The sequence below is a fragment of the Brachyspira sp. SAP_772 genome (genome assembly GCF_009755885.1).
Lineage (GTDB): Bacteria > Spirochaetota > Brachyspiria > Brachyspirales > Brachyspiraceae > Brachyspira.
In genome coordinates this window covers 815583-834661 of sequence record NZ_VYIX01000002.1, presented here as the reverse complement: position 1 = coordinate 834661, position 19079 = coordinate 815583, and the positions used below count along the sequence as shown (strand labels likewise).

Genomic DNA, 19079 nt, shown 5'->3' with positions numbered 1-19079 from the left:
AGAAAATTATTTAATAGGTGGTTTCATAATGAATAACAAAAAAAACTATTACGCCATAATACCTGCAAATGTTAGATACGACAAAAGATTAAGCCCTCTCACAAGATTAATATACGGTGAAATTACAGCTCTCACCAATGAAAAAGGCTACTGTTTTGCTACAAACGCCTATTTTGCTAATTTGTATTCTATGAGCAATGTAAGCATATCGAGATGCATATCAGAGTTAAAGGAGCATAATTACATAAGGGTGGTTTATGATATAAAGGAGAAGAATGTAGACAAGAGAAAGATATATATAAATAATCTTGAAAACAAAAAATTAGAAAATAAAGAAATTGATAATATAAACATTGAAGATACTAAAGAAAATGAAAGCATTAATAAAAATAGAAGTATTAAACAAAATGATGATGCCTTTTCATTTAAAAACATAAAACTTTCTAATAGAATTCAATTAAATGATGATACCGTAATACAAAATAATATAAAAGAGTATAATCAAAATTGCTTAGATAGTATTAAAGAAAAAGTTAAAGATAATAATATAATTAATAATACAAATAATAATATAACTAATAGTACAATTAATAAAAATTTTCTCTCAGAGTTTGATACTTTTGTTTTAGAATTATGCCAAGTGTTTAACAGTTTCACCTACAACAACGCTTCCAAAATCTCTGAGCTATATGGTTTTAAGAGCAAAGAAAAACAAGAGTTATTATTAAAGATTTTTAACGAAAGAAAGTTTGATTGGAGGGAATGTATTAAATATGCGAAATTAAAAGCAAGAGAGAAAAACAACATACCAACATTATGGCTTGATTTTTTAAGTTTTCTAAAAATCTATTTAAGAGAAGGAGACAAAGAAAAACTCATAAAGCCACATTACACAGAAGAGGAATTATTAGAAAGAGCAAGGAAATTACAGAAACAAAAAAGGGAGAGAGAGAAAGCATTACTTGAAGAGAGTAAAAAGATGGAGGAATTAGAGAGGGCATTAGGCAGAGAGAGCATGACATTAGAAGAGGTAATAGAAGCGACAAAGGAGCAGTTTAAGCACTTAAAAAGGAAGTGATAATAGCTTTATATTTTTGGAATATATAAAGTAATATTTATATTTTGTATATGCATAAAAGCTATAATTCATTGAATGCAGTCTTTTTGCTTCTTTGGGTCATACCCACAGGCACTTCCTTCGGTCGCCAAAAGAAGTGGGGGTGCGGGGGCTAGTCCCCGCAGATAATAAAAAAGATAAAAATTTTTTAGTATATATTAAACAACTATAATTTATGTTTTTATTTTTATTCAACTTTTTCCCGCTGCAAAAAGTTGCAAAAAGTGCTAGTGTTATAGCCTTATACTTAGGAATATATAAAATAATATCTATGTTTTCGCATACATAAAAAGCTATACTTTATTGAATGCAGTTCTTTTGGTTCTTTTATACCAATAAAAGAACTGGGGTGCGGGGCAAAGCCCTGCAAATAAAAAAACTATTAATTATATTGTTCTTTTTCCCGCAGCAAAAAGAACCAAAAAGTGCAAGTGTTTTAGCTTTATATGTTTGGAATATATAAAATAATATTTATATTTTGTTATACATAAAAAACTATAATTTATTAAATGCAGTCTTTTTGCTATACCAATACCGAAGGCACTTCCTACGGTCGTAAAAGAACTGTAATGCGAGGCAAAGCACCGCAAACAACATAAATTTATTTTGACAAAACCTGAATTTCTTAGTATATTGAACTCTCAAATAAATTATTATAACACATCATATGAAACTTTAAGGAGATTTTTGAAAAATGGAAAAGCTTATAAACAAAAGCGTATTAGATTATATTAATGATGTAGATTCATCATTGCCTGCTCCGGGCGGCGGAAGTGTTACTGCTGTTGTCGCTAGCTTGGCTTGTGCCTTGGCTGGAATGGTTGCTCATCTCACCGTAAACAAAAAAAAGTTTAAAGAACTAGATGAAGAAACACAAACTGCTTTCAATAACGCTGTAGAAAATATAAAACAAATAAAAAATCAGTTAATAGAAATTGTAGATAAAGATGCTGATATGTTTCAATTAATTATGGACGCATACAAATTGCCTAAAGACACCGATGAACAAAAAGAGATAAGAAAAAACGCTATTTCTGAGGCAGCAAAAAAAGCATTAGAGCCCCCACTTCAGACACTTAAAAGCTGTTATGAGTTATTAGAGCATTTTGAGATAATTCATAAATATGGTAATGAGGGCGTTATAAGTGATATAGTATGTGCGTATACAATTTTATATGCCGCTAGTAAATGCTCTATAGTTAATATTAATATAAATTTATCTTCTATAAATGATGAAAACTTTTTACATAATACTAAAGATATATGTTTATATTATTTGAATGGTATGAAAACAACATATAAGGAGGTAAATTTTGAATTATTGGATATTCAATAATTATTAGCATATTTTCATGTAACTATTTTCATATTGATATTTTTTTATAATGTGTTATATTTCCATTTAAATATGGTATGAATTAAATGGTATTTTTATATTTTCTTTGTGTTTTTATGTTATAGGCTTAAGTTAAATATCTTTTTTAACTTAAAACAATATCTTTATTAGTTGTTTTAGTATAAAAATTGGAGGTTTAAAAAATGAGTATAACTACTAAACACATAATATCTTTAAAGGATGAAGAAAAGCAAAAGATTAAAGAGTTTATTAAGAATGAGGGTAAATCTAAAAGGTTGATATCGAGAGCAAATATTATATTAGCTTTAGACGAGAAAAAGAATACTGGCCTGACACATACAGATATCGCTAAACAATACAACGTAACATATCATACCGTAGTAAACATAATAAATGAGTTTGTTGATAAAGGTTTAGATTCTACTTTAACTTATAAAAGAAACCCAAACAGCAACAGAAAAAAGAAAAAAGCTAATTAATAATTAAATAATAATTTTATGTGTTAAGTATTTTCTCTCATTATCTTTAATACCTTAGCACATGAAATTATATCAGGCTCAATATTTCTAAACATGCCCTCTACATTTTTGTAAATATTGCTTGTAAGATTTATTCCATAATTGATAGTACCTTTAATCTTTCCTGTCATCACAAGGTCATCAGTGATAATTACGCCTTTAAAGCCCATATCTTCTTCAAGCAATTTTCTGTATTTTTCAGACATGCTTGATGGAAGTGTGTCGTCTATGTATTTATTTTTTATATGAGCAACCAAAACCATCTCCGCTCCCAAATCTATAGCCTTTTGAAAAGGTATTAATTCTTTATTTTTCAGCTCTTCTAAGGTTTTATCTATTACAGGAAACTCATCATGAGAATTAACTGAAGTGTCCCCATGACCCGGAAAATGTTTAACAACGCTTATAATGCCTGCATCTTTTTGAGCTTTTATTGTAGCTTCTACCATTTTTGAAACCGTTTCCACATTTGTTGAAAAGCTTCTATTATATATATAAGAATCTTTATTGCTTGGCACATCGCATAATGGACCTAATATCATATTAATTCCCATCTCTTTTAGAAACTTTGCTTTGTTGTAGGCGATGTTGTAGGCATATTCGCTGCTATTGCTATCGCCTATCATTTTGGCTGAAATATTTTTGTATTTGTCAAAAGGTATTCTAAATACTTCGCCGCCCTCTTCGTCTATAGAGATTAACATATTTTTGTTAACATATTTTTTTAGGTCTGATGTGAGTTTTTTTAGCTGAGCCTCATCTACTATGTTGTAATTAAAAAGTATAACGCCGGCAATATGATTATCTTTTAAAGTATTTATGGTCTCTTCGCTTAATACTGTGTCAGTAATACCCACCATAGTAAGAAGACCACGCCTTTCTTCAACGTTCATGCTATTAACTTCATCTATATAGTTAGACAAATAGGGATATTTATTTTTTAATTCTATAATATATTTCTCTTCTTCTGTTTTTAAATCCGCTGCTTTTTTTTCTTCATCTTTAGAGCAAGAATTAATCACTAACCCAATAATCACAAAACTAAATAAAATTATAATTGACTTAACAACTTTGAAATTTTTAAACATAATTCACTGTCCTCTGTTTTAATGTTTTTTATCTTTTCTCTGTTTGCTTTATAAAACCTATAATCAATAACATTAAGCAAATTATTATTTATAAGAGAGTATTTATTAATATAATCTGTCATTACAACGCCGTTAAAATGAAGGCTATTAAAAAGATAATCTCTGTATAATTTTTCATTTTTAATATGGCTCATCACAAAAAAGTCGCTATCTATTGCCGACAAAAAGGTTTGTTTAGAGTCGATTATATTTTCAGCATTTTTTATATTATCATTTATATATAACTCATCATCGTAGTATTTTGGAAAATATTTTGCGGCGGTGAGGACGCCGCTGTCTTTATACGCTTTAATTGTTTGAGATATTAACTTTGAAGCAATTTGTTTATCGCCGCTGAAGATATGCTCTTTTAGATGAGATTTTTCATTACAGAGAGTATTAACTACAGGAGATAAAAACATATTAATGCCCATAGATTTAAGGGCAGATGCTCTTTTTTTAGCGATGTTGTATGCGTAAGTTTCGCTTTGCCTCTCACCAATATAGCTTTGATAAACCTTAAAGTGCTGGTCAAAAAACAAATTATGCGTTGGCTTATAATCTTCGTCTAATGCTATAAATATTTTTTTGTTTAGATTTTCTTTTATATTTTTTATGAGTCTTTCAATAGTATTAATATCAGCTATGTTAATGATTATTCCTTTAACATCATCATCTTTTATTATGTTAATTAGGTCATTATCATAATTTTTAACAGCGAGCATTATTTGCAGATTATTATTTATTTTTTTAGTGTTGTGTGTTTTTATTTCATAGCAGAAAAAAATAGCTATTATAATAATAATCAAACTAACAAAAATATAAAACATTATAATTTCTCAATGTATCCTAAATAATTATATTTTGTCATAAGTTTTTGTTTTTTTTTTCAACTTTTTCCCGCCGCAAAAAGTTTTTGCCCTCCGGGCACGCTTCGCGAAAGTGCAAATGTTTTAACTTTATATGTTTGGAATATATAAAATAATATTTATATTTTGCTATACATAAAAAGCTATAGTTTATTAAATGCAGTTCTTTTGGTTCTTTTATACCAATAAAAGAACTGGGGGTGTGGGGGCTAGTCCCCACAAACAAAAAACATAAAAAAACACAACCGCTCTTTCTAAGCTCAATTGCTCTCCAAATACCTAAAAATATTCTTCGCAATATATAAAGCATCCTCCTCTTTAAGCGTGCTGTATAACGGCAAAGTCACTTCATTCTTATACAAATTAAAAGCATTCTTATAATCATTATTATAATAATCCTTATAAGCATTGTGAAAAGGAAGAGGCAAATAATGCACATTAAGCACTATTCCAAGCTCTGCCATCTTCTCTATAAGCAAATCCCTATCAGCCTCCTCATAGTCCTTAATTCTTAATAAATACAAATGATAAGATGATTCAGCCTCCTCATCTTTAAAAACAGGAAGCATAACTTTTTTATTCGCACCCAAAACACTGTTGTATATATTCACAATGTTTTTTCTGTTTTTAAGCATATCATCATATCTTCTCAATTGTGATAAACCAATAGCCGCATGAATATCACTCATATTACATTTATAACCCGCAACCTCAATATCATATCTCCAGCTTCCTAATTTACTTTTATCTAAAGCACTCTTAGTCTGACCATTCAATGACCAAATAGATAATTCCTTGTAAATCTCATCAGCGTTAATATCTCCAATATCATTAAAACTCAATCCCCCTCCCTCAGCAGTTGTAACATTCTTTACAGCGTGAAATGAGAAAGAAGAAAAATCAGCCTGAGAGCCTACCCTATTTCCCTTATAAACAGCACCAATAGAATGAGCAGCATCAAGCAAAAACAAAGCCCTATTTAATTGCTTTTGATATTTGTTTGTATCTAATGCAGTAAATAAATCTTTTTTCTTTTCAAGTATTTTTATAATGCCGTCATAATTGCAAGGCTTACCCCCAATATCAACAGCAATAACAGCTTTTGTTTTACTTGTAATAGCACTTTCAAGCTTTTCTAAATCTATATTAAAATCATTATCAGCCGCATCAATAAACACAACCTTAGCTCCCAAATGTATAGCCACATTAGCAGTAGAAGCATAAGTATACGCAGGCACTATCACCTCATCGCCCTCAGTAACCCCAAATATTTTTAAAGCTAACTCCATAGCCATAGTAGCACTAGATAATAACTTTACCCTCTTAACATTTATATATTTAGAAAGCTCTTCTTCAAGTTCCTTGTTTACAGGTCCGCTAGTAATCCATCCAGACTTCAAAACATTAACTACAGCCTCAATTTCATTATCTGTAATATCCGGCGGCGAGAAAGGTATAATTTTGTTCATAGTGGGTTTCCTTGTTATTATAATTTTAAATAAATATGTTAATTAAATTATGTTTACTATTATAAATCTAAAAAATATAAAATCAATAATGTAGAATGAGTATTTAGATTATTAATATAGTTTAGAATGTTTTTGTGGTTTTTAATTTAATAATGATGAATTTGCTAACAGGAAAAAGAAGAATAAAATTTTTAAGTTTTTTAGTATATATTTAAATAACTATAATTTATATTTTTATTCAACTTTTTCCCGCCTTCGCACCCACAGGCACTTCCTTCGGTCGCGGTGCGGACTTCGTCAAAGTTTTCGCCCTTCGGGCACGCTTCGCGAAAGTGCAAATGCTATAGCTTTATATTTTGGAATATATAAAATAATATTTATATTTTGTTATAGATAAAAAGCTATATTTTATAAAATGCAGTTCTTTTGCTTCTTTTATACCAATAAAAGAAGTGGGGTGCGGGGCAAAGCCCTGCAAATAAAAAAAGATAAAAAAATTATTGTTCTTTTTCCCGCCTTCGCTCTGCGGACTTCGTCAAAAGAACCAAAAAGTGCAAGTGTTTTAGCTTTATATATTTGGAGTATATAAAATAATATTTATATTTTGTTATAAATAAAAAGCTATATTTTATAAAATGCAGTTCTTTTGCTTCTTTTATACCAATACCGAGTAGGTGCCTATCGGCAAAAGAACTGGGGGTACGTACCCTAAGGGCACGCTTCGCAGGGGGCTAGTCCCCGAAAATATTAACTTCAAAATAGAAATTTAGAAAATACAAAAATCTTTAGTAAGTGTTAAAGTGATTATATTTTTATAAATTGTAAATAACACTTATAAAATAATAATAAATAATTTTTTGAAATAAAATTAAAAGCTATTGCATACAGGAAAAAACATACAACAATAAAACCCATATGCAAACAGCTAAATACAATTTTTCACATATTGATATTAATAAACCTCAAAGCCCTCTCAGAAGCATCTTCTATCAAAATCTTAGAATTAGCAATAGCCTCCTCAAGCGGCATAGCCCTCTTTAAAGCCGGCATAATAGAATCTATTCCCATATCATAAACCGCCTCAGCACCGTCTCTAATATCTCCAACTATAGCAATAACAGAAATATTTTTGTTTAAATTTTTTACTCTTCTAGCAACACCCACAGGCACTTTTCCTTTTTTGGTTTGTCCGTCAATAGCACCCTCTCCTGTAATAACCAAAGAAGCCCCCTCTAACTCTCTTTCAAAATTAATTATATCAAGCATAGCATCAATTCCGCTTTTAATCTGAGCATTACAAAAGCCAATAAGCCCGCCGCCTAAACCGCCAGCAGCACCTGCTCCCTCTATAAAATCGATCTCCTTTTTATATTTTTCTTTTATTAGCCTAGCAATATTTTTAAGCCCATTATCAAGCACATCAAAACTCTCTTCAGTAACCCCCTTTTGCTTGCCATATATAGCTGTAGCACCATCTTCTCCATAAAGCACATTCTTTACATCGCAAGCCACATTTATTTTTATGTCAAAAAGCCTTTTATCAACATTACTGTCATCTATGCTTTTTACTTTTATCATGTTCTCAGCAATACTGTCAAGCTCCTTACCATTTTCATCTAAAAACCTATACCCCAAAGCATTAGCCATTCCAATACCGCAATCGTTAGTAGCACTTCCACCAATTCCAATAAGTATCTCTTTAACTCCCCTATTAATAGCATCTCTTATAAGCTCCCCAGTTCCATAGGTAGAAGATTTTAACGGGTTTCTCTCTTTCTCGTTTACTAATGTAATCCCAGAAGCCTCTGCCATCTCTATAACCGCCTGATTATTATTTATTAAACCATACTTAGCATTAACAGTTCTTCCCAAAGGGTTCTTTACATCAACTCTTATAAACTCTCCCCCCGCAGCATAAATCACACTATCAACCGTTCCCTCTCCGCCATCTGCTATAGGTATTTTTTTTATAACAACATCTTTAACAGCCTTTAATACCCCTCTCTCTATACATTCGCAAACCTCTAAACTGCTAGCACTACCCTTAAATGAATCTGGTATTATTACTATTTTCTTCATAAATAAAATATCCTAATATTAATTTTTTTTATTATTCACATTGTAACTGCAATAACATGTCTTTATAATATTGAAATTTTGTTTCTATATTGTTTGTATCGGTAGTAATAGTTTGTATTACTAATCTGCCGCTATTAGAATCAAAAAATGATAATTGCAAAGAATCAAAAGTTTCATTATTTTTTAATATTCTAAAAATACTATGATTTGCTGTAATTCTAGCCCAAGAAAAATACATATTATCATTTATTTTTTCTAATTCTAACAATTGATAAAAATCATTTTTATATTTCTTATTTTTAACATCAAATTGTCTTTTATATTCATTTATATAATCCTCAATAGAATTAATCTTATCGCTCTTTACCCACCTTAAAATCATACTGGAATCATTTTTCTTTACAGCAGAAGAATCAATTTTTACAAAACCATTATCAAATTTAAAAGGCATCTGATTATTAATAAATATATTCCAATTATTAGGATGTTTAATTTTTATACCATAAACACTAAAAGTCATTGCATTTTCAATATTTGTATTCATAAACTTACCGTAATTTTTATAATTAAAGAATAGATGCAATTTTTTTCTCTTGCATCTATTCTCTCTATTTAATTATCTATTATTTATTCATAATATTAGATATAGAATCTTCAGTCATAGCAGAAGTTTCAGCACCAGAGTATATAATAGAATCTAATCTATCATGGAATTTTACTACAACTTCATTAGGACATTTAGTAGCAAGACTAATAACTATAAATAATATAGAATTAACAACTAAAGCCCATATAAGAGCAGAGAAACCCAAAGGCGGAGCTACAAAGAATGTAAATACTATAGCAGTGATTAATCCAGCTATAGTACCAACTATAGCACCTTCTTTAGTACTTCTTCTCCAGAATAATCCTCCTATAGTTTCTGGAAGTATCTGAGCAAAGAAAGGAGAAGACAATTTATAAGCATAATCTGTAATAGAAGCAGGTCTTATAGCTACAATTACTAAAGTTATAATCATTAATCCAAATAATACTATTCTACCAAAAGTTACAACATCTTTAGAAGAAGTAGTAACATCGTTTTTAAATTTGTGTAAATAAATATCCCTAGAAGCAATAGCAGAAGCAGACAACAATAAAGAGTCAGCAGTAGATACGCCAAATGCAAACAAACACAATAAAGAAATGAAAGATACAAAAGGCGGAGCAAACTCTGTAGATAAAACAGCTACAACATTATCAGGCTGAGGGAAATTAGGTCCCAATATAGCAGGAGCTAATATAGCACCTATAAGTACTATAGGAGTATAAACTAAAACATATGATAAAGGCATAGCCCAAGACATTTGTCTAAAATTATCTTTATTAGCAGCTACGAAAGTTCTCATAAATATATGCGGCCATACAACAGTAGCTATAGCTCCAGTTAAAGCATTACCTATCATACCTTGCCAATTAAAAGTACCCCTAGGTCCGGGCATAGATAAAATAGGAGCAGTCTCAGGATTTTCCATTATAATTTTTACAGCTTGAGCAAATCCGCCGTCAGGGAAATGTTTGATAGTAAGATATGATATCAATATAATTAAAGTACCAAATCCCAATATCATATGGAAAGTATCCATCCAAGCTACGCCGCCCATACCGCCGCCTATAATGTGTAATGATACTACTATAGTGCCAACAGCAACAGCTATTACATAAGGAACTAAACTATTAGTTGTTACAACTACAGCATCACCTATTGCTATTAATTGCATTGCTACATAAGGAACTATAAATACTATTAATACCACAGCTATTAATATACCGTAAAACTCAGAATAAAATCTAGATCTCAAGAAATCAACAGGAGTGCTGAAACCATACTCCTTACCTAATATCCATAATCTATATCCAAGCATTACGAACATTAAACCAGCTACCATTCCTCCAGTATTAGAATAGAAGCCTATACCATCTTTATAAATTCCTGCAGGAGCCCCATAAAAAGCTAAAGCAGAAAATACTGATATAGAAGTAGTACATAATAGTATAAATGGATTTAATCCCCTATTAGCAGTAAAGAAACTTTCAGATGATTTGCTAGTAGTTTTAAAAGTTCTAAACCCATGGAAAACTATAAATACAGAATATATTAATATACCAATAGAAATAAGAATTGAATTCATCATAGTTTTTTTTCTCCCAAATTATTGTTTTTTTGAATAATTAACATGCTCTTGTGTTTTAAAGAATGCATTAAAATACAATCCCCAAACTATAGAAGCAGGCACAGGCAAGAATAACAATATACAAAGTTGAAGCGGCAACCATCCAAATAATATAGGATTAGGTATAATTGTTACTATTACATAGTCAAATAGAAAATAACAAATATTAAATAGTATAAACAATATTTTTGTACTTTTTTTCATAATAATATCCTTGAATAATGTTTATTTATAATCATAAAAGCCTTTTCCTGTTTTTCTTCCCAAATTACCAGATTCAACTTTTTTCACAAGAAGAGGACATGGTCTAAATTTAGAATCTTTAAACCCATCATATAATGTATTCATTACAGAAAGCACAGTATCAAGTCCGGCAAAATCTGCCAACTCTAAAGGTCCCATAGGTAAATTAGCTCCATATTTCATGGCATTATCTATATCTTCTGGTTCTATGCCCTCCATAACTAAAAACATAGCTTCATTCCACATAGGAACAAATATTCTATTAACAATAAAGCCCGGAAAATCTTTAGCTGTTACTGAAACTTTATTTAATTTATCAGACACCTCTTTAATAAAATTTAAAGTTTCTGATGAAGTATTAATAGAAGGTATTATCTCAACCAATTTCATCACAGGTGCTGGAATAAAAAAATGCATCCCTATCACCTTATCTGCTCTATTAGTTACAGATGCTAAAGAAGCTATAGATAAAGTAGAAGTATTAGAAGCGAGTATTGTGTTTTCACCGCATATACTGTCTAGCTTTTTAAAAACTTCTTTTTTTATCTCCATATTTTCATTTACAGCCTCTACAACTAAATCGCTATCTTTAGCGTCATCGTAGTTGGTTGAAATTTTAATTCTTGATAAAGCAGCATTTTTTTCATCATTAGAACATTTATTTTTTTCTACCATACGTTCTAATTGTTTTTCTATTTTGCTCAGAGCATTTTCCACAAGACTTTCTTTAATATCAATTAAAGTAGTAGAAAATCCAGAATATGCAAACACCTGAGCTATGCCGCTGCCCATCAATCCTGAACCTATAACAGAAACTTTCTTTTCCATAATTTATACTCCTAATAATATTATTATTATTATTATTGCAAATTTCTAAATATAGCAGAAATTCCTTGACCGCCGCCTATACACATAGTTACCAAACCTAACTCAGATTTTCTTCTCTTCATTTCATGCATCATTTTTACAGTTAATATACATCCAGTAGCACCAACAGGGTGTCCATGTGATATAGCTCCCCCATTAACATTAACTATACTTTCATCTAAACCAAGGTCTCTGATAACAGCCACACTCTGAGAAGCAAAAGCCTCATTTAATTCTACCAAATCAATATCTTTTATACTCATATTAAGTTTTTTTAATAGTTTTTTAGTAGATAAAGCAGGACCAAATCCCATCAATTCAGCCTCATTACCAGCCACAGCATAACCCACAAACTCCATCAAAGGTTTAGCTCCCAATTCTTTAGCCATATCCTCAGTAGTTAATACCACAGCAGCAGCACCGTCATTTATACCAGATGAATTACCAGCTGTAACAGAACCGCCCTCTCTAAAAGCTGCCTTTAACTTAGATAATTTCTCTAAAGTAAGTCCTCTTTTAGGGTGCTCATCTGTATCTATAATCATAGTTTCTTTTTTTGTCTTTACCTCTACAGGTATTATCTCTTCTTTAAACTTGCCTTCATCTTGTGCTTTTATCATCTTCTCCTGACTTGATAAAGCAAACTTATCTTGATCCTCTCTGCTTATAGAATATTTATCAGCAACATTCTCAGCAGTAGTACCATTATGATAAGGTCCTAAAGGCCAAGTTAATATATCTATAAGACCGTCTTCTAATTGCTGATGACCCATTCTATAGCCGCCTCTAACATTAGTAACATAATAAGGAAGTCTTGACATATTCTCTGTACCGCATGCAACTACAACATTAGAATTGCCTGTCATTATTTCTAAAGCTCCGTCTACTATAGCTTGTAATCCGCTTCCGCATTGTCTATTAACGCTATATGCTGTAGTTTCTTTTTCTAATCCAGCCTTAAACATTGCTGCCCTTGCTATAAATCCGCTGTCAGCTATCTGTCCTACATTACCTACTATAACCTCATCTACTTTTTCTTTAGATATCTTAGCTCTATTTACAGCCTCTTTAATAACAATACCGCCTAAATCTATTTGATTTATAGAACTAAGACCTCCCATAAACTCGCCAATAGCAGTTCTAACCCCGCTAATTAATACTATTTTTTTATTCATGATAATTAACTCCTTTGATTTATATAAAAATTATAATATCATTCCTCCGCTAACTTCTATTATCTGCCCATTTATATAAGAAGCCTCATCAGATGCTAAAAAAGCAACCATATTTCCAACATCTTCAGCACTTCCAGCCCTTCCTGCAGGTATCTTGCTAATCATTATATCCCATACCTTCTCTGGTACGCCTCTTGTCATATCTGTCTCTATAAAACCGGGACAAATAGCATTGCAAGTGATACCCTTAGAAGCTAACTCTCTAGCAGCAGTCTTAGTAACACCAATAACTCCCGCCTTAGAAGCAGCATAATTAGCCTGACCAATATTACCAAGCCAGCTCATAGAAGAAATATTGATAATTCTTCCATATCCCTTCTCTCTCATTATCTTAGCAGCCTCTCTAGTCATATAGAAAGTTCCTGTTAAATTAATTGCTATAACATTATCCCACTGCTCATCTGTCATCTTATGAAGCATAGCATCTTTATTAATACCAGCATTATTTACAACTATATCAACGCTTCCATATTCTTTAATAGCAGCAGCATATATATTGCAAACATCTTCCAACTTTGCAATATTACAAGCAACGCATAAAGCCTCTCCCCCATCTCTTTTTATCTCTTCAACACATTCCTTAGCATTCTCTATAATAACATCTGAAACTATAACCTTAGCACCTTTCTCAGCTAATTTCTTCGCTATCCCTTTTCCTAGCCCCCTTCCAGAACCAGTAACTATAGCTACCTTGCCCTCTAAAATCTTAGACATATCTAATTTCCCCCTATTTTTTATTAATAATTTTTTCTTTCAAATTAGACTTACCATTAATGTTAAATAAATCTAAATCCATTACTTTTAAATTCTCAGCAACAATAGGCTTGAAATCCATAAGGTCCAATATATCCTTTTGTAAATCTATACCCGGAGCTATCTCTGTAAGCACAACCCCCTCTTTTACAATCTCAAATACAGCCCTCTCTGTTACAAAAATAACCTTCTGACCTTTAGCCCTAGCTATTTCTCCATTAAAAGATATCTGCCCAACCTTAGAAACCATCTTCCTAATCTTGCCCTCTTTCAATATCTTTAATTGATTGTTCTCAAATGAATACTCACATCCAGAAGCCGTAAAAGTAGCACAAAATACTACCTTTTTAGCGTTTTGAGTAATATCTATAAAACCGCCAGCTCCAGTACATCTGTCTCCCATCTTAGTAGAATTAACATTTCCATATTGATCTAATTCACCAGCCCCCATAAATGTAACATCAACGCCCGCTCCATTATAATAATCCATCTGTTCATGATGCGTAATCATAGCGTATAGATTCTTTCCTATACCAAAATCTATACCGCTAGCTTGCACTCCACCATATATTCCAGATTCTACTGTAATCATAATGTCATCAGAAACTCCCTCTTCATTGCATATCTTTCCAACAACATCATTAGGTATACCAGTTCCTAAATTGATAATATCTCCAGCCTTTATTTCCATACAAGCCCTGCGTCCTATAAACTTCCTAACACTAAACTCTAATGGCTGTATATTACTTTGAGGTGCTCTTAATTGACCGCTATAAGAAGGATCAAAATACCAAGAAGATGTTTGTCTATGATCCTCAAAAGGATTATCACAAACTACTATATGATCTATAAATACTCCGGGTACTGTAACGCTCTTTGGATTTAATGTTCCTGTTTCTGCCACATGCTTAACTTGTGCTATTACCTTTCCGCCAAATCTCTTTGCAGCCAATACAGCAGGTAATACTTCCAACTTCATAGCCTCTTCATCTGTTGTTAAATTGCCCATTTCATCGCATACAGTTCCTCTTATTATACAATAATCTATAGGTATAGATTTGTATAATATATATTCTTCATTATCTATCATAATAATTTCAGACATCTCTTTATCAATCTTCTTGGTTCTATCATTCATCTTTCCTCCCTCCACTCGAGGATCAACAAATGTCTTTAAACCAACTTTAGATATTTTACCCGGCAAGCCGCAAGCCATGCTCCTATAAAGCTGAGCTATTTGTCCTTGAGGCATACAATAAGCATCTACTTTATTGTTGGCAATCATCTCCATCCATCTTGGCTGCAATCCCCAATGCGAACCTATAATTCTTGTAACAAAACCTTCATGAGCAAAATGCTGTATACCGTCTTTTCTATCACTCTGACCGCAAGAATGTAATAAAGTAAGATTGCTAGGATGTTTAGTCTCTAAAAACCTCTTCTCTAAAGCTTTTAATATAGACTCGCTGGCACTTACTAGTGTCATACCTATAGTACATATAGTTTTATTATCCTCAATTATTTCTGCTGCTTCTTGTGCTGTTATAAAATTATTTTTTAACATACAATCCTTTCCTTTTTCTTTTTTTTATTTATTAAAAATTTTTTTTATTTCTTTTTTATCTACTTTACCATTTGCAGTCTTTGGAAGCTCATCTGTAAATATAATATCTACAGGAACTTTATATTTAGCTAAGTTTTTAATTAAAATATTATAAAAGTCCTCATAACTATAACTATATCCAGACATAAGTCTTACCATAGCAACAGGAACTTCTCCATATTTATCATCTAATCTTGCAACTACTGCAGACTCTAATACACCCTCAATCTTAGATATCTCATTCTCAACATCAAAACTGCAAATCTTCTCCCCGCCTTTATTAATTAAATCTTTTTTTCTATCTACCACATATAAATATCCATCTTCATTCAAATACCCTATATCTCCCGTCTTTAACCATCCGTCTACTATGCTGTCACTATCCAAATTGTAATATCTCTCTAATACAACAGCTCCACTAACGCATATCTCGCCAACCTCTCCAAAATTACATTCCTTAAACTCTTCATCTACTATCTTTACATCAAATCCCGGTATAGGTAATCCAGATGAACCTATATACTTACTGTCTGCTGCCCCTATAGGAAATATAGTGCCCGGAGAAGATGTTTCTGTGAGACCATATACAGTATGAAAGTCTACCTGAGGAAGCCATTCTTTTATTTTTAAAATATTATTTGGTGTCATATTACTGCTTCCGCAAGCAAAACTTCTCAAACTAGGAAGAGACGGATAACTATCCATTAACTCTATGATAAGAGCAAATACTGTTGGAGATGCATGTATAAATGTTATATTATTTTCTAATACACTGTCTAATACTTCTTTGGCATTGAATGATTTCTTTAAAAATAAAAGTCCGCCAGAATAAATAAAAAGTCCAAATAATGCTATAATGCCTGTTATATGATAAATCGGTGTAGCTATTATAGATATATCTTTCTCTGTGATAGATAAAATCCTATTGTAACTTATAATGGCATGAACTAAATTATAATTCTTTAATAATACTGCCTTGCTCTTAGAAGTAGTGCCAGATGTGAACATTATAATAGCATCATCTTGTAAATCTCTCGAAACTATATCTTCATTATTAAACGAAAAGTTATTATCATATATATAATTAAACCCATAATCATTATTACATACTACTTTATTTAATTTCTCTTCATCAGCAAAATAATCCAAATATAAATCTTCAACAATCAAACAATCTATAGAAATTTTTTCATACAATGACTTAACTTCAGATGCCTTATATTTAGATGGAAATATTACAGAAATAGAAGATAACTTAGATAATGCCATAATGCTAATACAAAACTCTACTCTATTAGATAATAATATGCCAACCTTACTTGCCTTGCCCACACCAATCTTTTTATTCAAATAATAAGCGAACTCATCTACAAGCTTTAATAATTGAATATAAGAATATTTATTTCCGTAACTATCAACTATTGCTATTTTTTCTTTATACTTATCAGCACTATTTAATAATATATCATACATACTATTAGGATTTTCTTTGTATGTATATACCTTCTTATTGCCTATTTGTATGTATTGCATATCTCTTTTTATATTATCATCCCAAAATGATTCACCAGATATCATAAAATACCTCACATATACTTAAGGATAATTATATATAAATCAATTAGAATTCTAATTGATTTATATATAATATAGTCAAAAAATATTCCGTTGTCAATAAAAACTTCAATTCTATAAAATATTTTTTCATTATTTCTAATTTATAGAATTTTTTTTTTGACAAATTACATAATTTTTTATATAATTCAAAAAAATATTTTAGGAAGCTTTATATGAATACTAATAATAGTTTAAAACTTGTCGTAATTTTATCTAAAGCTCATAATGCCTATATAAAAAAAGTAAAAGCAAATATAAAATCTCTTGGTTTTTCAGGAAGTGAGTTTGGGGCTTTAGAATATTTATACAACAAAAAAAGTGTTGTAAATGTACAAGAGTTGTCCGAAAAAATATTATTAACCACAGCTACAACGGCATATACAATAGACAAACTTATAAAAAGAGGATATATCTCTAAAAAAGAGGGTGAATTAGACAAAAGATTTGTAGAAATATCTTTAACTAAAACAGGTAAAAAAATTATGCAAAATATATTTCCTATACATGCTGATTTTTTAGAAAAATTAAATCCTTTAACCGATGAAGAAAGTGAACAATTAATCGTTTTACTCAAGAAACTAGGAAAATCTAATAAATAAGTAATATAAAATATTGAAACATTATGAAAAATATATATTATTAACATAATTCCGATAATTTATATATATAATATATTGATTTTATATGATTAATATAATATTATATTTAGATAGGAAAATTGAATTATGATGAAGAATAATGTATTAATAATAGATGATGAAGAAGATATTTTAAATGCATGCAAAAATGTATTAGAAGATGAAGGCTATGATGTTGATATTGCAAATAGCTATGAGGAAGCTTTAAAAACATTTGATAACAAAAAAATAGATTTAGTGTTTTTAGATGTATGGCTTCCTAATGTAGACGGTTTGGATATATTATCAAATATAAAAGAAAAATATCCTGACACTAATGTTATTATGATGAGCGGACATGCTGGGGTGGAAACTGCTGTAAGAGCCACAAAAATGGGAGCTTATGACTTTTTAGAAAAGCCTATTAGTGTGAGTAAACTATTATCTTCTTGCGATGAAGTATTTAAAAAAAATGAAAACAGCATAGAAAATAATACATCAAACGACAGCAATACTCATCACCATAAAACTAACAACAAATATAAAGTAAAACAAAGAACCATTGCTAAAAGTATAGTTGTAAGTGGCTTTGCATTAATGGAAGGAAGAAAAACAGCACTTACTTTAGTGCCTGCTGAAGTAAATACTGGCATAGTTTTTGTGGATATTAATACAAACACGCAAATAAAACTAGACCATACCAATATACTTTCAAAAGATAAATCTGGTGCGGTAAACTCTACAGCGTTAGTAGCAGGAAACAGATATATAAAAACAACAGAGCATTTCTTGGCAGCACTTCATATGATGGGAATAACTAACCTTATAGTAAAATGCGACGGAGAGGTTCCTAATGTTGATGGTTCTGCTTTGGTATTTTGCGATGCTTTGAAAGAGGCTGGGTTTGTTGAGCAAGATGATTATATAGAGCCTATAGTGATAGATGAAACTCTAACCTATGGAAATGTTAATGATAATGAAACTTATATAATACTTTCTCCATACAATGGGCTTGAGGTGAGTTTGCGTATAGATTTTGCAGGAAGTATTGGAGTTCAGGAATACACATATAAGTTTGATAATTTTGACCAATTCACTGATGAAGTAGGAAGGGCTAGGTCTTTTAACACTATAGACAATATTGATTATGCTCAAAAGATGGGTATGGCTGGAAGCGGTATGATAGGAAGTCATATACTGCTTTGCGATGGTAAGGTTATTAATACAAAACTTCATTTCGATAATGAGTTTGTAAGACATAAGATTTTGGATATAATAGGAGACTTATATATATTAGGAAGACCTGTAATAGGAAAGATTGTGGCGAATAAATCTTCGCATTCTTTTAATCATTCTGTGGTACATGATCTTGCTAATAGATATTTGTAAAGGACA

At 30.8% G+C, this 19079-nt stretch carries 17 protein-coding genes; 5 read left to right on the top strand and 12 right to left on the bottom strand.

Annotated features, from left to right (window positions below; all coding sequences use genetic code 11):
• The first annotated feature begins 28 nt into the window (after positions 1–28).
• The 3 genes from GQX97_RS08850 to GQX97_RS08840 all read left to right on the top strand — a co-directional run bounded on the left by GQX97_RS08850 (position 29) and on the right by GQX97_RS08840 (position 2953).
• A complete protein-coding gene (locus GQX97_RS08850) occupies positions 29–1078 on the top strand; it encodes a helix-turn-helix domain-containing protein (protein WP_157151577.1) in 1050 nt (349 codons plus the stop codon).
• 733 nt (positions 1079–1811) lie between these two features.
• Positions 1812–2453 carry a cyclodeaminase/cyclohydrolase family protein gene (locus GQX97_RS08845; RefSeq protein WP_157151576.1) on the top strand — a complete coding sequence of 214 codons (642 nt, stop codon included), beginning with the start codon at positions 1812–1814 and terminating at the stop codon, positions 2451–2453.
• 203 nt (positions 2454–2656) lie between these two features.
• The gene (locus tag GQX97_RS08840; protein WP_157151575.1) at positions 2657–2953 is read left to right on the top strand and encodes a helix-turn-helix domain-containing protein; all 297 of its coding nucleotides are present in this window, start codon (positions 2657–2659) and stop codon (positions 2951–2953) included.
• Between the two features lie 23 nt (positions 2954–2976).
• Here GQX97_RS08840 and GQX97_RS08835 read toward each other — a convergent pair whose 3' ends face one another.
• From GQX97_RS08835 to GQX97_RS08780, 12 genes are all read right to left on the bottom strand, one after another.
• Complete coding sequence (locus GQX97_RS08835) at positions 2977–4080, bottom strand: glycoside hydrolase family 3 N-terminal domain-containing protein (protein WP_157151574.1); 1104 nt, start codon at positions 4078–4080, stop codon at positions 2977–2979.
• Positions 4044–4949 (bottom strand): glycoside hydrolase family 3 N-terminal domain-containing protein, encoded by a 906-nt coding sequence (locus tag GQX97_RS08830; protein WP_157151573.1) that lies wholly within the window; start codon positions 4947–4949, stop codon positions 4044–4046. Before GQX97_RS08830 ends, GQX97_RS08835 begins: the two co-directional genes overlap by 37 nt.
• Positions 4950–5248: 299 nt before the next feature.
• Positions 5249–6457 carry a DegT/DnrJ/EryC1/StrS aminotransferase family protein gene (locus tag GQX97_RS08825; RefSeq protein ID WP_157151572.1) on the bottom strand — a complete coding sequence of 403 codons (1209 nt, stop codon included), beginning with the start codon at positions 6455–6457 and terminating at the stop codon, positions 5249–5251.
• A gap of 939 nt (positions 6458–7396) precedes the next feature.
• The gene (locus tag GQX97_RS08820; RefSeq protein ID WP_157151571.1) at positions 7397–8536 is read right to left on the bottom strand and encodes a glycerate kinase; all 1140 of its coding nucleotides are present in this window, start codon (positions 8534–8536) and stop codon (positions 7397–7399) included.
• A gap of 31 nt (positions 8537–8567) precedes the next feature.
• Positions 8568–9080 (bottom strand): hypothetical protein, encoded by a 513-nt coding sequence (locus GQX97_RS08815; protein WP_157151570.1) that lies wholly within the window; start codon positions 9078–9080, stop codon positions 8568–8570.
• 79 nt (positions 9081–9159) lie between these two features.
• Positions 9160–10710, bottom strand: coding sequence for a sodium:solute symporter family protein (locus GQX97_RS08810; RefSeq protein WP_157151569.1), 1551 nt, complete (start codon positions 10708–10710; stop codon positions 9160–9162).
• Between the two features lie 18 nt (positions 10711–10728).
• Positions 10729–10953 carry a hypothetical protein gene (locus GQX97_RS08805; protein ID WP_157148876.1) on the bottom strand — a complete coding sequence of 75 codons (225 nt, stop codon included), beginning with the start codon at positions 10951–10953 and terminating at the stop codon, positions 10729–10731.
• A 21-nt stretch (positions 10954–10974) separates the two neighbouring features.
• Entirely contained in the window at positions 10975–11820 is an 846-nt protein-coding gene (locus GQX97_RS08800) for a 3-hydroxyacyl-CoA dehydrogenase family protein (RefSeq protein ID WP_157151568.1), read from the bottom strand.
• 32 nt (positions 11821–11852) lie between these two features.
• Entirely contained in the window at positions 11853–13034 is a 1182-nt protein-coding gene (locus GQX97_RS08795; protein WP_157151567.1) for a thiolase family protein, read from the bottom strand.
• A 30-nt stretch (positions 13035–13064) separates the two neighbouring features.
• Positions 13065–13808 carry a 3-oxoacyl-ACP reductase FabG gene (gene fabG / locus GQX97_RS08790; protein WP_157151566.1) on the bottom strand — a complete coding sequence of 248 codons (744 nt, stop codon included), beginning with the start codon at positions 13806–13808 and terminating at the stop codon, positions 13065–13067.
• Between the two features lie 13 nt (positions 13809–13821).
• Positions 13822–15411, bottom strand: coding sequence for an acyl CoA:acetate/3-ketoacid CoA transferase (locus GQX97_RS08785; protein ID WP_157151565.1), 1590 nt, complete (start codon positions 15409–15411; stop codon positions 13822–13824).
• Positions 15412–15435: 24 nt separating this feature from the next.
• A complete protein-coding gene (locus tag GQX97_RS08780; RefSeq protein ID WP_157151564.1) occupies positions 15436–17028 on the bottom strand; it encodes a class I adenylate-forming enzyme family protein in 1593 nt (530 codons plus the stop codon).
• Positions 17029–17240: 212 nt separating this feature from the next.
• Between GQX97_RS08780 and GQX97_RS08775 the strand changes: the two genes are divergently transcribed.
• Together GQX97_RS08775 and lpxC are read left to right on the top strand one after the other, a co-directional pair.
• Complete coding sequence (locus GQX97_RS08775) at positions 17241–17666, top strand: MarR family winged helix-turn-helix transcriptional regulator (RefSeq protein WP_157151563.1); 426 nt, start codon at positions 17241–17243, stop codon at positions 17664–17666.
• 126 nt (positions 17667–17792) lie between these two features.
• Positions 17793–19073: a UDP-3-O-acyl-N-acetylglucosamine deacetylase gene (gene lpxC / locus GQX97_RS08770; RefSeq protein WP_157151562.1), complete on the top strand. Its 1281-nt coding sequence runs from the start codon at positions 17793–17795 to the stop codon at positions 19071–19073.
• The last annotated feature ends 6 nt before the right edge of the window (positions 19074–19079 follow it).

What these genes read in the sequence shown, in the direction of transcription:
- GQX97_RS08850 (WP_157151577.1), top strand. Translation starts at nt 29, where the DNA reads ATGAATAACAAAAAAAACTATTACGCCATAATACCTGCAAATGTTAGA.
- GQX97_RS08845 (WP_157151576.1), top strand. Translation starts at nt 1,812, where the DNA reads ATGGAAAAGCTTATAAACAAAAGCGTATTAGATTATATTAATGATGTA.
- GQX97_RS08840 (WP_157151575.1), top strand. Translation starts at nt 2,657, where the DNA reads ATGAGTATAACTACTAAACACATAATATCTTTAAAGGATGAAGAAAAG.
- GQX97_RS08835 (WP_157151574.1), bottom strand. Translation starts at nt 4,080, where the DNA reads ATGTTTAAAAATTTCAAAGTTGTTAAGTCAATTATAATTTTATTTAGT.
- GQX97_RS08830 (WP_157151573.1), bottom strand. Translation starts at nt 4,949, where the DNA reads ATGTTTTATATTTTTGTTAGTTTGATTATTATTATAATAGCTATTTTT.
- GQX97_RS08825 (WP_157151572.1), bottom strand. Translation starts at nt 6,457, where the DNA reads ATGAACAAAATTATACCTTTCTCGCCGCCGGATATTACAGATAATGAA.
- GQX97_RS08820 (WP_157151571.1), bottom strand. Translation starts at nt 8,536, where the DNA reads ATGAAGAAAATAGTAATAATACCAGATTCATTTAAGGGTAGTGCTAGC.
- GQX97_RS08815 (WP_157151570.1), bottom strand. Translation starts at nt 9,080, where the DNA reads ATGAATACAAATATTGAAAATGCAATGACTTTTAGTGTTTATGGTATA.
- GQX97_RS08810 (WP_157151569.1), bottom strand. Translation starts at nt 10,710, where the DNA reads ATGATGAATTCAATTCTTATTTCTATTGGTATATTAATATATTCTGTA.
- GQX97_RS08805 (WP_157148876.1), bottom strand. Translation starts at nt 10,953, where the DNA reads ATGAAAAAAAGTACAAAAATATTGTTTATACTATTTAATATTTGTTAT.
- GQX97_RS08800 (WP_157151568.1), bottom strand. Translation starts at nt 11,820, where the DNA reads ATGGAAAAGAAAGTTTCTGTTATAGGTTCAGGATTGATGGGCAGCGGC.
- GQX97_RS08795 (WP_157151567.1), bottom strand. Translation starts at nt 13,034, where the DNA reads ATGAATAAAAAAATAGTATTAATTAGCGGGGTTAGAACTGCTATTGGC.
- fabG (WP_157151566.1), bottom strand. Translation starts at nt 13,808, where the DNA reads ATGTCTAAGATTTTAGAGGGCAAGGTAGCTATAGTTACTGGTTCTGGA.
- GQX97_RS08785 (WP_157151565.1), bottom strand. Translation starts at nt 15,411, where the DNA reads ATGTTAAAAAATAATTTTATAACAGCACAAGAAGCAGCAGAAATAATT.
- GQX97_RS08780 (WP_157151564.1), bottom strand. Translation starts at nt 17,028, where the DNA reads ATGATATCTGGTGAATCATTTTGGGATGATAATATAAAAAGAGATATG.
- GQX97_RS08775 (WP_157151563.1), top strand. Translation starts at nt 17,241, where the DNA reads ATGAATACTAATAATAGTTTAAAACTTGTCGTAATTTTATCTAAAGCT.
- lpxC (WP_157151562.1), top strand. Translation starts at nt 17,793, where the DNA reads ATGATGAAGAATAATGTATTAATAATAGATGATGAAGAAGATATTTTA.